Annotated in this window: 9 protein-coding genes; 2 read left to right on the plus strand and 7 right to left on the minus strand. The window is 58.9% G+C overall.

Going from position 1 to position 13,472, the window contains the following annotated elements:
- The first annotated feature begins 39 nt into the window (after positions 1-39).
- Both Q0974_RS15670 and Q0974_RS15675 read left to right on the plus strand, forming a co-directional pair.
- Positions 40-723 (plus strand): XRE family transcriptional regulator, encoded by a 684-nt coding sequence (locus Q0974_RS15670; protein ID WP_299329530.1) that lies wholly within the window; start codon positions 40-42, stop codon positions 721-723.
- Positions 724-759: 36 nt separating this feature from the next.
- Positions 760-2,541: a CocE/NonD family hydrolase gene (locus Q0974_RS15675; protein WP_299329531.1), complete on the plus strand. Its 1,782-nt coding sequence runs from the start codon at positions 760-762 to the stop codon at positions 2,539-2,541.
- On the opposite strand, the gene Q0974_RS15680 is transcribed toward Q0974_RS15675, so the two are convergent.
- From Q0974_RS15680 to Q0974_RS15710, 7 genes are all read right to left on the minus strand, one after another.
- Positions 2,531-3,973, minus strand: a complete 1,443-nt coding sequence (locus tag Q0974_RS15680; protein ID WP_299329533.1) for a serine hydrolase — start codon at positions 3,971-3,973, stop codon at positions 2,531-2,533. The two genes, Q0974_RS15675 and Q0974_RS15680, sit on opposite strands and share 11 nt — an antisense overlap.
- Before the next feature lie 17 nt (positions 3,974-3,990).
- Entirely contained in the window at positions 3,991-5,454 is a 1,464-nt protein-coding gene (locus Q0974_RS15685) for a M81 family metallopeptidase (protein WP_299329535.1), read from the minus strand.
- A complete protein-coding gene (locus Q0974_RS15690) occupies positions 5,451-6,932 on the minus strand; it encodes a M81 family metallopeptidase (RefSeq protein ID WP_299329537.1) in 1,482 nt (493 codons plus the stop codon). The genes Q0974_RS15685 and Q0974_RS15690 overlap by 4 nt, the downstream gene beginning before the upstream one ends.
- On the minus strand, positions 6,929-8,260 hold the full coding sequence (locus Q0974_RS15695; protein WP_299329539.1) for a serine hydrolase: 1,332 nt from the start codon (positions 8,258-8,260) through the stop codon (positions 6,929-6,931). The genes Q0974_RS15690 and Q0974_RS15695 overlap by 4 nt, the downstream gene beginning before the upstream one ends.
- The gene (locus Q0974_RS15700) at positions 8,257-9,591 is read right to left on the minus strand and encodes a serine hydrolase (RefSeq protein ID WP_299329541.1); all 1,335 of its coding nucleotides are present in this window, start codon (positions 9,589-9,591) and stop codon (positions 8,257-8,259) included. Before Q0974_RS15700 ends, Q0974_RS15695 begins: the two co-directional genes overlap by 4 nt.
- Entirely contained in the window at positions 9,588-10,982 is a 1,395-nt protein-coding gene (locus Q0974_RS15705; RefSeq protein WP_299329542.1) for an MFS transporter, read from the minus strand. Before Q0974_RS15705 ends, Q0974_RS15700 begins: the two co-directional genes overlap by 4 nt.
- Before the next feature lie 82 nt (positions 10,983-11,064).
- Positions 11,065-13,278: a TonB-dependent receptor gene (locus Q0974_RS15710; RefSeq protein ID WP_299329544.1), complete on the minus strand. Its 2,214-nt coding sequence runs from the start codon at positions 13,276-13,278 to the stop codon at positions 11,065-11,067.
- Positions 13,279-13,472 lie beyond the last annotated feature (194 nt).

A 13,472-nucleotide genomic window follows, 5' to 3' on the forward strand; every position in this document is an offset into this window, starting at 1 on the left:
GGTGGACCGGAGCAACATCAGGTGGAGGCGTGATTGGGCGTGTCTAAAGTCGAAGATATCGGACCACAGATCAAACGGCATAGGCTCGCGGGCAAGATGAGCTTACAGGATGTAGCCGACCGCACTGGAATATCCGTCTCGACGCTCTCCAAGATCGAGAACAATATCGTCAAACTCAGCTATTCGCGGATGATCACTATCAGCGAAGCCATCGGCATCAATCTGACCGAGCTGGTTTCCGGCAGTCAAGACGTCGACTCCCAGCCTGTCGTCACCGCGCGCCGCAGCGTTACATGGGCCGGACAGGGTGCGATCACAGAGACCAAAAACTATATCTACGAGTATCTGAACACCGACATTTCCAACAAGCATATGGTGCCGACCATCGCGACGGTAAAACCACGGTCGCTTGAGGAATATGGCGAGCTTGCCGTACACCGCGGCGAGGAGTTTGTGATTATCCTCGAAGGCGTGGCCGAACTTCACACCGAACATTACGAACCGTTACGGATGGAGAAAGGCGACTCCGTCTATATCGACAGCACCATGCCGCATGCGATGATCTCACTGAGCGACGAGCCGGCGCGCATCCTGTTCGTCTGCACCCATGCCATTCGCAAGGATGCTTGGGAAAGCAGTGCGGTAGAAACGCAGGCGAAACCCAAGAGGCGCGGCAAGAAACCCAATGGCAAGGTCGGTAAAGAGGCCGCACCAAGCCGGTGACCGTACACACCCGGACTGTGGATTTTGACACATAAGATGGCGGACGATGTTCGCATCGAACGCAGCGTGTTGGTGCCGATGCGCGATGGGATTCGCCTGTCCACCGACCTCTACTTCCCCCCTGAGAGCGCAGGGCCGTTCGGTACGGTCCTTGTCCGCACACCTTATGACAAGCGCAAATGGCGCAAGGAACTACCGAACAAGCCGGGCCCGCTCGCTTTTGCCCGCAAGGGGTTTGCAGTCGCGGTGCAGGACAAGCGCGGCAAGTTCGAATCCGAAGACGATTATCTGTTCGGCGGCGGCGATGTGCTGGATACCGAAGACACGGTGAACTGGCTGATCGGGCAATCCTGGTCGAGCGGCAAGGTCGCGATGTTCGGCTGTTCCTATCTCGGCGAAATCCAGATCCGCCACGCGCCGATGCGCAACCCGAATGTCGTCGCCTACTGCCCCCATGCCGCCGGCGGCGCACTAGGCAAGGCGGGCGGACGATACGCTTATGCAGCGACGCGCAATGGCGGCGCCATGGAGCTCGCTCAGATGGCTGGCTGGATGTATACGTCGGGTTCGAAGGCCTATTATCATCCGCGTGGTGAGTTGACCTCGGAAAAGCTCCGTATCGGCGCGGGCCTGTTCCGGCTGGAGCCCGATCCGCTACCGATCGATCTCAATGCGCTATGCGCACATCTGCCAACAAAGACGCTGATGGAAGCCGCCGGCGGACCGCCCACCGACTGGGTCGATGTGATGACACGGCCGCTCGACGATCCCTGGTGGGATCAGTTCGGCTATCTGAAGGGTGATGAGAAGATCGACACGCCGTGCCTGCATATCAATTCCTGGTATGATTATGGCGTCGCTGAGACGCTCGATACGTTCAACCTGTTCCTAGACAATGCGGTGTCGGACGAGGCGCGGGACAACCAGTTCGTGGTGATTTCGCCATCGGACCATTGCAAGTTCGAGATGATCGGCAAACAGGCCGTTATCGGCGAACGCGCATTCGACAATGCCTATTTCCCGTTTGAGGCGCTTTACGACAAATGGTTCGACCGCTGGTTGAACGGGCAGCGTGACGCACTCGATGATCTGCCGCCCGTGCAATATTATCTGATGGGCCGGGAGGCATGGGAAAGCGCCGATAACTGGCCGCCCGACGGCGTGACCTTTGTCAATTGGTATCTGCACAGCGGTGGAGGGGCCAATTCACGTCACGGCGATGGCTGCCTTTCCCGTGATCCGCCGGGCGAAGAAGCGCCGGATTCCTTCGTCTATGATCCAGCCGATCCGGTACCGTCCCATGGCGGCCCCGTAGCCTGTATGATGGAAAGCAAACTGGAGGGCGCATTCGATCAGCGGTTAATCGAATCGCGGCAGGATGTTCTAGTCTATTCCACTCCGCCTTTGGAGCAGGGCATCAGCGTGGTCGGGCCGATTAAGGCACGCCTTTACGTCTCGTCCTCAGCGCCCGATACCGATGTCACCGTGAAACTGGTCGATGTCTATCCTGACGGTCGGGCGTTCAACGTACTGGAAGGCATATTGCGGCTGCGCTATCGCGAGGGCTTCGAACGGGAGGTATTCCTGTCGTCCGAAGAGATATGCTTGGCCGAAGTCGATCTCCAGGCTACGGCCAATCATTTCGGCCCGGGGCATCGGATTCGGATCGAAGTGTCGAGCAGCAACTTCCCGCGCTTCGATCGCAACATGAATACAGGCGGGCGGAATTTCGACGAAACCCACTTCGAGGTCGCGTACAACATGGTCCACCATAGCGACCGCTATCCCTCACATATCCTGTTGCCGATTATGCAGTAGCGTCGGACACTTTACGAGCGACGCCAAAACCGGCGGCAAAAAGCGCAGGCCCCTGATCATCCGAAAAGAAGCGCACCCGCATACCATCTCTCGCCAATGCCTGCATTCCGGAGAAGCGGAACGGGCCGCGGAAGAGATTTTCCTGGGCCGGCTCCAAAACGCAGTCGTAAACCCAGCCATCGCGCAACCGCATGTCGATTCCATTCTCGCCTTGGCTGATATCGATGACGCCATTGGCAGGATGGAAATAGCTGCCGAGTATATCGGAGATTTCAGGGGTGTCCTGGACGTATTCCGCCAGCTGGTTCTCGTAATATGCGCTCACGCCATCGCGTTCCTGCTTTACCAGCGTGTCGAACAATGACGACCAGTCTCGCGGTTCGCGCTCGGCCAGCCTGTCGATCATGGTATAGGTACTCGCTTTCACGGCCGCGCTGCTGTTGAGATTGGCGTACACGGCTACGCCATTGTCACGCAGTGGATCGAGCATGGTGAAGGTGGATACGCCGAACTCGCCGCCTTCGTGCAGCAATACCGGGCCGTTGGGCGTATCGCGGCATTGCCAACCCATCCCATAGGAAAGAAAATGATTATCGAGCGCGGGCACGGAAGGTGCGTAGACATGGGGTCTGTGCATTTCCGCCATCGCCTCTGCCGAAACGATGCGCTTTCCATCGGCCTCCCCCTTGCCGAGATGGAAGGCCATCCAGCGCGCCGCGTCGTTGGCGGTCGAATAGACACAACTCTCACCGATTTGGCCGCCGCATTGCGCCATGCCGATCGGTGCGACGCCATCGTCGAATTCACCATGCGGAAAAGCGTGAGATTTGTCCGGCACATAGCAACCTTCGTGAATGAAGGTTCTGTTCTGGCCCAGCGGATCGCTGATCGCTTCTTTCAGATATTCGGCAAAGGGTTTACCGCTGACCCGCGCGATCACTTCGGACATCAGCGTGTATGCCGGGTTGAGGTAGGTGAAGAGTTCGCGAAAGCCGGCGATCGGCTCAAGATAGCGCATACGTTCGAAGATCGTATCGACGCCGAGTTCCAGATTGCGACCCCAGTTCAAGATGCCTTCGCCGCGATAGCCAAGACGCATGGACAGGAGATCGCGCAAAGTTGCAAGGCTGGTTAATCGCTCGTCATGCAGTTGGAATTCAGGCAGATGTTGACGCACCGGATCATCGAAGGTCATCGCCCCCGCATCGACAAGGATTGCTGCGGCCGTCGCCGTATAGGCCTTGCTGCAAGAGGCGAGCTGGAAACTGGTATCGGGACCGACGGTGCCCCCTTTTTCCAGATCGCACACGCCAAGCCCCAGCGCTTCGCGCTTTTCGCCGGAAAACACCGCTACCGCCATGCCCGGTACGGCGAACTTTTCCATGATCGGCGACAGGGTCGACCGGACTTCATCGCTATCGGGCATTGGCATCGGCGCGCTCCAATTTCTTAGCCTGCAAATGTGGCTTCGGGATCGAGCGGCCAGATCGGCCGCGGTACGTTTTTATATGTGAAGGTGGTGAGATCGAGGCTTGTGACCCCGGGGGCCACGGCATAGATAATCCGGTCCGCCAAGGGACTGAACTTGGCATGGAAATGTTGTGCCGATTTCAACACCAGCAATCGCTTGGTCGTTGGATTAATGCCCAAACCGGTGAAGCATTCGGGGCTGTGCGTCTGTTCGCGCGCCGCGGACAACACGACATCTATGCCGTGCAGGCGGACCGCCGCCGCGCGACCCAAGGGTTGTTCATAACCGAAAGAAATCTGCGAAAGCGCCGGGTTAAGTGCTGTAACCGTCACCTCGGCATCCACGGGATCACCGGAATATCGACCAACCTTGCCGCCGATCCGTAAGGGCAAGTTGGCACCGACACCGGCGGTAAAGGCGAAATCCACGGCCACGGGATCCCAGATCATGCCGAGCGCCGCATTCTCTGTTTTTCGGTCGATCAGTTCGCGCAGTAAATGGGTCGAGTCGCTGCCGGCTCCGCCGCCAGCATTGTCCGCCGTATCGGCAATTATCGTCAGGCCGTCCTCATGCGCGGCAGCCTCGTCGAAGGCATCCGCGACCGACGTCGTCGGCGCAGCGACTTGATCGCGCAGAGCGAAAAATTCAGAGCCGATCTCGCGGCACAGCGCTTCGGCGCGAGGCATGTCATTATCGGTCACCGCGATCACGGCGGCGCCGACATGCGGCGTATCGGCAAAGAAGAAGCCATGCGCGATTGACAGCGAGAGTATGCCGGCTTCTTTTTCCATCTCCATCAGCCGGTCGACCAGCCCGCGCATCGGCTCGCGCGTTGTGTGAAAAAGCCCCATCATTGGCAGCTTGCAGTAGGCGGCCGTCGGCTTCGTATCGCCCGCGACCGTTGCTTCGAGAATATCGAGCAACTCATCAGCGCGCTCGAGGAAATCGGTATGCGGATATTCCTTGCAGGCGATGATCAGCGTCGCGTGGGCCATCATCGCTTCAGTGATATTGCCATGCAAATCGATCTCGGCGCCGATCGGCACCTCTGGCCCGACAATCTCGCGTACGGCCCGCAATATCTCGCCTTCGCAATCGTCATAGCCTTCGGCGAGCTGAGCGCCATGCAGGAACAGGGCGACCGCATCCACCGGCATCGCCTTGCGCAGATCGCTCAGCAGTTCGTCGCGAAGCGCTTCGAAATCGGCACGGATTGTCGGCCCGCTCGGTGTCGCCGCCGCCCCGATGCTTTCAACGACATCATAACCGCGCTCTGTCGCTTTTGCGGTCAATGCGCATTCGATCGCTTGCAGACGTATCGGCACCAGCTCTCCGCGTGAAGGACGGTGTAGCAACCCCTCGCGGAAATTCTCGATGCTGGTCGGGATCGGCGAAAAGGCGCTCGATTCATGGGCGAAGCAGGCAGTGAAAATCCTCATCATGCACTCCAGTTCCGGCCAAACGCATCGAAGGGAGGCTCGTCCAGCGGGTAGATGGGTCGCGGAATCCGTTCGAACTGCATGGCGCGATAATCCATGCTCACTGCGCCGGGCGGTGTCGCGTAGATGATGCGCGCTGCGAAGGGCGCGAAAGCCTCGTGGAAATGCTGCTGACCCTTAACTACGACAATCTTCTGCGTACGCGGATCGATGCCGAACGCCTCGAAACAGGCGGGATCGAAAACCTGGTTGCGCAGACTGTTGAGGACGATGGAGATGCCATCCACTTTGATCAGCACTGCATCGCCAAGCGGCATATCCATGCCTTGGGCCAATTGCGTGGCATCGGTGCGGCCGGCGACGATCTCCGCCTCGACATCGAGCGGAGCGCCTGATCCGGGACCGCATTTGCCGCCGATGCGTAATGCCATCCGTGCGCCCGGCCCAGCGCGCAGTGCGAATCTCACTGCCATGGGATCCCAAAGCATGCCCAGCGCGGCATCGCTGGCTCCGGCATCGAGCAGAGCGCGCAGCAGGAAGGTCGAATCCCCGGCCGCGCCGCCGCCCGGATTGTCGGTCGTATCGGCAATAATGACCGGCCCATCTTCAGTGCGCATCGCCTCGGCAATCGCGTCCTCGGCGCTCATCCGCTCCGCCCGGATCGTATCGCGCATGGCAAAATAGCGGTTGGCGATATCCTCCAGCACTGCCTTGGCTTTTGGCGTTTCACCATCCGTGCACAGGATCACATTCGCGCTGCAATCCGCAACGTCGGACCAGGCAAAGCCGTGGGTCAGGCTGACGGCCAATATATTGTCTTCGCCTTCCAGCGATCTTACCGCATCGACCAATTCGCGCATCGCCGGTTCTGTCGTGTAATATGTGCCGAGCATCGGTACGCGCTGGCGCGTCAGCACAGGGTTGATCTCGCCGGCCACGGTGCGCTCCAACAGGCCGGCAAGCTGCTCCGCCCGATCGCCAAAATCGATATGCGGATATTCGAGACAGGCCAGCGCGATATCGGCACTCTCGATCATCGTATCGGACACATTGCCATGCAGATCGAAGCTCACGCCAATGGGCACGGACGGGCCGACGACATCCCGGATCGCCGCCAGCAGATCGCCTTCGCAATCGTCGGTTCCCTCTGCGACTTGCGCGCCGTGAAGGAAAAGCGCGACGGCATCGAGCGGCATGGCCGCCGCAACCGCGTCGAGCATTTCCGTCCTGAGCCTGGCATAGTTTTCGCGCCCCATCGGGCGGCTCGGTTGGGCGCCTGCCAGCAAGCCGAACGCCGGCTTATGTCCGCGCGCTTCCCATATCTCCGCCCAGTTTACGCCATCGAGCGTTTGGCTGCGCCAATCGCTACCCTCACCGGTAGAAGGCAGATACAGAAATGCCTCACGGAAATTCTCAAGGCCGGTCGGGATCGGCGAAAAGCGGCTCGTCTCGTGGATCATGACAGCGCAAAAGACTTTCATGACGCAGCCTCGCCGGTTCGACGCGCCATCCGTTCGATAACGAAAAAGAGCTGCGGAACGCCGGAATCGTCGAATTCATGAAAGGAGAGCCAGGTCGGCGCGCCAAGTTCACCGACCCGCGTTTCGAAGATCGAACGGTCGAGCGGTTCCAGGACCAGCCCGTCAAGAACCGGCGGCGTTGCATCGCCATCGGCGCGCAGCAAAAGCGTGGATTCTTCGCCGACTGTGATGCGAAACCGCATGCCATGACGCCGGTAACAGCCCTCATAGATGGAGAGATCGGTTGGGGCTTCGCCCGCAGGGCGGCGGTCCGGAGCGGAGCCGACTGCACATGCCTCGCGCAGCAGTGGTTCGAGTTCACGATAGACGGCGAGCACGGCATCGCCTGTAGCGGCGAAGGCCCAGGCAGTTTTCTGCTCGGGGGCGATCCTGAGGAAGCTGCTGGTGCCCTCGGTACCGCCATCATGACCGAATAACCGGCTGCCCATCCCGTCCAGCAAGATCGCGCCATAGCCCCAGCCTTCGAAGCGATAATTGTGCGGCAATGCAATGACTGGCGTCGTCAGCCCTTCAACCAGCTCTGCATTGTCCAGCAGGCCAACGCCCCAGCGCGCAAGATCGGGCATACTCATCGCCAAAACCGCGCCCGAAGCGATGTTCGAATTCGGTCCGAACGTGCTGGGCACCAGTTCGCCATCGATCGTCGAGAAGTGCACCGCCGTGCGCATCCGAATCTTGTCTTCAGGCAGAATAGCTATGTGTGCGAGACCACAATCCTCCCGCAAATGCCGGCCGAGCGCATCCTGGTAAACCTTGCCGCCGCGTACCTCGAGAATGCGGCCGAGAATATTGTAAGCGACATTGGCGTAGGAAAACCGGTCGCCAGGCGTAAAGAGTGATCCGATTTCGTCGATTTCCGCCATGAACTTGCGCAGCACGTCGGGACCCCGGCCGACTTCGAATATCACATCGCCATCGAGCCCGCCGGTATGGCTGAGCAGCTGGCCGATGGTGATTGCGCTATCCCGGAGCGTTTCGATATGGGCAAGTTCCGGCGCGGCCTCGATCACCGGCATTTCGAGCGTGAGCGCGCCGTCAACTATCATCCGCCAGATCAGTTCCGCGGTGATCAGCTTGGTGATCGAGCCGATATGGAGGACTGTATCGGTCGTCGCGGCGATATCCTCGGGGACATTGGCACGACCAGCGACACAGGCATGTTCGCCACTCTGCCCTGCAATCGCCAGACAGCCGGCATCGATCCGGCCATCCGCGCAGGCCGCGTCCAGCACCGCCTGCAGCTCTTCGGCACTGTTTCGCGCGATCATACAACGGCTCCGTCGACACGGCGATGCAGGCGGCCCGCGTAAAAGAGCGCTGGCCTGCCCTGTTCGTCAGGATCGAAAAACGCGTTGACGATCTTGTCGTTGCCGTACAGCTCACAACGGAAACGTCCCTCCCCGATCGGGTGGAGAGGAAAAACGACATCGTCGAAACCGAAGAATTTCGATTTTGCGACCACCTTCAGTCGATCGCTTTCGGCCGTGACATGCATCGTCACGCCGATATTGTCGTAGACACCCACATAGCGGGACAGGTCGGCGACATTCTTGACGGGTTCCGGAATGTCCGGCTCGGGCACACCGCCGCAAACCTCTTGGAAAATCGGATAGGCCAGGTCTTGCCAGGCATGCTGCGTATCGCCGCCATTGGCGCACATGGCGATGGCCAGTTCGTGCTCCGGCACAAACCAGAGAGCGGCAGCCTGTCCGATCGTTCCGCCATCATGGCCGACAAAGCGCGTGCCACCGTTGCGGATCGCTTTCCAGCCGAGTCCCCATTCGCTGCCATCCGGCAGTTCGGTCTGGACCGCGCGCATCGCCTCTGCGGACGCCCTGTTGAGTACGTCATGTCCGAAAATATGCACATTCGCGTAGGCGATCAGTTCTTCGACGGTCGAGAAGAGCGACAGCCCGGCAGCTCCCATGGCGCGCGGCAGCAGGGTGAGTGACACCACCCTGGCTTTCCCGTCCTCATCGACTTCATGGCCTACGGACGTGCGGCAAAACGCGGCGTTCTCGGCAAAGCATGTCGAGCGAGTGGCCTCTATCGGATCGAGAAGCCGGTCCTTGAGTATCTGCTCGTAGCTCTGGCCGTACACAACCTCCAGCATCCGGCCAAGAATGGCATAGCCAGCGCTGGAGTAACTGTAGTAACGGCCGGGCGCGGTCAGGAAATCGAGATCCTTGCAAAGCACCATCAGCCGTGCAAGCGCATCGTCATCCCGCCCGGTATCGATAAAGAGATCGCCGTCCAGACCGCTGATATGCGCCATCAGCTGCCGTGCAGTGAATGGTCCTGCCTCAGGCCCCCTTCCCAGTTGTATGGGAATATACTGGCTGACCGGCGCGTCGATATCGATTAGCCCGTCTTCCGCCGCCTGCATGGCTAACGTTGCTGTGTGGCTCTTCGTGATCGACCCTATCTGGAATAGGCTGTCGGGAAGCACTTCGACGCCGGTTTCGATATTTACCACACCGGTTGCCGCCGAAACCATCTCGCCCGTCAGACTTACGGCGAATGCCAGGCCCGGAACGTGAGCGGTTTTCGCAGCAAGCTCGATGCGTACCTGAAGGTCGGCCGCGTCTGGCTGTGTCATGAGACGGTTGCCGCCAATGCGCGTTTCTTTCGTTGTTCGAGCCGCTTGGCGATAGTGGCCTGACGCCGGCGATCGATTGGGAAATACCAGGATATGACGGCCGCAATCATTTGCAGAAAGAATGGTATGACGGCTAGCGGGATCAGCAGTGCCCATGCCTCAGGGGAATCGGTATTGGGAATATATCCAAGCGCACCGCTAATCAGCAGCGCCAGCGAGGAGCCGACGGCAGCCGTGACCTTGGCCATGAGCACAAGGATCGCAAAATAATTGCCCGTGGCGTTGGTGTTTTCCTTCCACGCCTCATAATCCGCGACATCACCCAATATCGATGGCGGCAGCGGAATAAGGGCGCCCTGCATCACCGCCGACACGCCGGTCAGCACAAGCAATGGAATTAAGGCCTGTGGACCCGGCTCGAGCAGCAATATGAAAAGCCCGAGACTGCCGCTTATGCCCATCCCGACAGACCACGCTTTGTGCTTGCTGTACCGACGGCTCACCCGCAGCCAGAACGGCACGGAGATGATCGCCACGACCGGCGCCAATACGCCGATAACAAAGAAGTAGGCGCCCAGTTGCATATAGTCCTGGATGTAGAGGAACGACAGTGTCGAGGTCATGCCTACGGCGATGCCCGAGATTGTTGAGACGGCGAAGAAATTGACGAACGGTTTGTTTGTCTTGAATGAGCGAAATACCGTCCATAGCGACGAAGGCGGCATCGAAGCCTTCGTCTCGGTGCTTTTGATTGGAGCCTTGAAAGATGCCCAAACAACCGAGAGTGGAATCAACACGGCCAAGACGATGACAAAGGCCAGCATGACCGAGCCTTCGATCTCTGTCGTTCCGGTAAAGGGCGCAAGGATCGGCGGCAGCAGGAAGAAGGCGAAACCGCCCAATGTCGCCATGGCGTTCTTGATGCCGAAGATCCGCGATCGCTCGTCATAGTCATCGGTCAACTCTGCCGCCCAGGCATTGTGCGGGATGCTGAGCAACGTCCAGGCGGACATCGCCAAGAACGACCAGATGAAGAAATAGATCGCCGTGGCATTACCCGGCGGCAGGAACAGCAGGAAAGCTGACGGAACGGCCATGACCGCCCCGGCTATCATCCAGGGCAGGCGAGCGCCGAGCCGAGACCGGGTCCTATCCGACAGTACGCCAACCAGCGGATCGGTGAAAGCATCGGCGATGCGGGCAACGAGGAAGACGACACCGATCTGCGCCAACGTGACGTTCGTATTCATCGCATAATAGGTGGGTAATATACTGTAGACCGGTGAGATCAGCAGTGTCGCAGCGACGCCCGGACTGCCAAAAGCGATGAGCGACCAGATTGTCGGGCCGCTCCTGCTGTGTGTTCGAGTTTCAGTGTGGGCGTCAGCCATTCATCGGGTCACCTTGCAGAAGAGCGGAAGGCAGAAGCGGGCGATGCGCCCGCTTTGCCGCTTCCACTCCAGCCGCGCTGTATCAAAAACGAAGACCCAGCTGCATTCCTACAGTTCGCGGTTGTAGATAATAGAGAGGTTGCCCGAACGTCGGAAGGAAATTGTCGTTCGCGATAACCGCGTCCTCGTTCCAGATATTGTTAACATACAGCGCAGCGGACCATGTGTCGTTCCTAAGCTCAGCCCGCAATGTGCCTGTCGCATAGGATGGGATGCTGCTGCCGATCACGAACATGTTGCCGAACAGCGGATCGGTTGCGACACCGCCCTCCTCCAGCTTGGATTCCTGATCATCTGTATAGGTGACGCCTGCTGAAAGGCCGAGCGTTAGATCAGAGGAAATATCGAAGTCGTAACCGACGATCGCACTGAGGCGCAGGCTTGGAACAGCGGGCAGTTCACGGCCTTCAGGAATGACGCCGGTAAGACCACCAAACACATCCGACTCCAGCTGGGCGTCGGTGTAATTGCCGCCAGCGCGCACCCAGAAACCAGAGTCGGAGCGATAATCGACCTCAAGCTCGATGCCGGTGCTCGACGCCTCGTTGGCATTGCCGACAAAGGTGAAAAAACCGCCCGCATCGAGCTGGATGAACTGCATGTCGTCCCATTGGATATGGTAGATTGCACCGCCGATGCTGAGGCTTCCATCTGCCGATGTGTACCGTCCGCCGATTTCGAAATTCTCTGTCGTATCAGGCGCGAAGGTCGGCGGCCCTGCGAAGGCATTGAAGCCGCCGGACCGATAGCCTTCCGAATAGGTGGCGTAGGTCATAAATTCTTCGGTGGGGAAGAAGCGTATGGTGAATCTTGGCGTAAAACCGCTCGCATTGCGGGCGGAAGTATTGTTGAGCTCTTCGCGCTCGTGGAACCAGCGCCCGCCGGCGATCACGGTGAGCGCATCGGTGATGTCGAATTCCGCTTCACCGAAAAGCGCAAAGGTTTCGAAGTCCGAGCGATTGGCAAAGGAAAAGAATTCCGTGGTGCCACCGAGTAGCGGCACAAAACCCGTCGAAACGAAACTTTCCTGCACCTTGCCGTCACGATAATAGCCGCCGATCGTCCAGCGGAAGCGGTTTTCGGGGGATGAAACGATGCGCAGTTCCTGGGTCAGGCTCTCGCTCATCGACTGCTGATCGATAAAGTTCGATGTCACCAAAGGCGAACCCAGCAGGAACGGCTCTTGCGGGTCTCTTTGTGTGGTATCACGATCCGTAAACGACGTGGCGGACGTCACGGAAAAGGCCTCGAAGTCGTAGTTGATCGTGATATTGAACAACTCGGTATCGCTCGTGCTCGGACGCAATCCGAGATCCCGGTGGTTACGCTGATCGATATTGGCGATGTTCGATGTGTCGACATCGAGTTCGTCATAGATGTAGGTCAGATCGATCGTCAGATCGGAAACCGGCGTAAACCGAAGCGCCGCCCGAACCGATGTGTTGGTCGAGCTGTTTGCGTCCTCGATTGTCCGGTCGGTTGAATAGCGGTCCGGCGGCGGCAAAAACGAATTGGTGATCGTCAACAGTTCATTGTCAATCCAACCCGGCGTTTCGCGCGTCTGGACCACAACCCGTGCCGCAAATACGTCCTGCGCGATCGGCACATTGACCATGCCGTTCAGAATCCAGCCGAACTCACCGCCATCAACGAAATGACCATCGGCCAGCATTGAGGCTTCGAAATCATTGGTATCGGGCTTGTTGGTGATGATCCGGATCGTGCCGCCCATCGCTCCCTCGCCATAAAGCGTGCCCTGGGGTCCTCGCAGGACTTCGATACGCTCGATATCGTAGAGACGCACGGTCGTCTGACTGCGCTGGCCAGCGGCAGTCAATGGAATTTCGTCGAGATAGTAGCTGATGGTGGTGACGCCGGTTTGCTCATCGGGCGAGATGCCTCGAATTGTGATCCGGTTGCGGCCTGGCGAAAAGGCTTGCGTTTCCAATCCGGGAACGTAGGCGGCAAATCCTGATAGGTCGTCAACATTCACATCCTCGAGCACGTTATCGCCGAGCACGCTGATCGCTTGTGGGATTTCCGCCAGCGTTTCATCGCGGCGCGAGGCCGTTACGATAATCGGAGGATTGTTCGATTGAGAGTTGGTCGTGACATCCGCGCTGCCTCCGCTATCGACCTGCGCCCATAGCGGCTGGGACGTCAGGAGCCCTCCCATGGCCGTTGTGACAAACGCCGCGCGCCGAATCAGTTTCCGCCCTTGTTTTCTCGCGGTCATGGACTGTTCCTCCCCGTCTCGATTTCCCGTCTCAGAGCGCAGCCCAGCCCCGCCGTCGCCAAGAGGATTGCAGCAATACGGCGGTCTGCTTGCGACCCCTTCAATTTCATGATCTGACAATATTGACTAATTAGCAATAGTTTTCTTAAATGGAAAAACTTGGTGCCCTCCGGAGTGTCTCATGAGCGCAACAC

Origin of the sequence: Parasphingopyxis sp. (assembly GCF_028279465.1) — a bacterium.
Lineage (GTDB): Bacteria > Pseudomonadota > Alphaproteobacteria > Sphingomonadales > Sphingomonadaceae > Parasphingopyxis.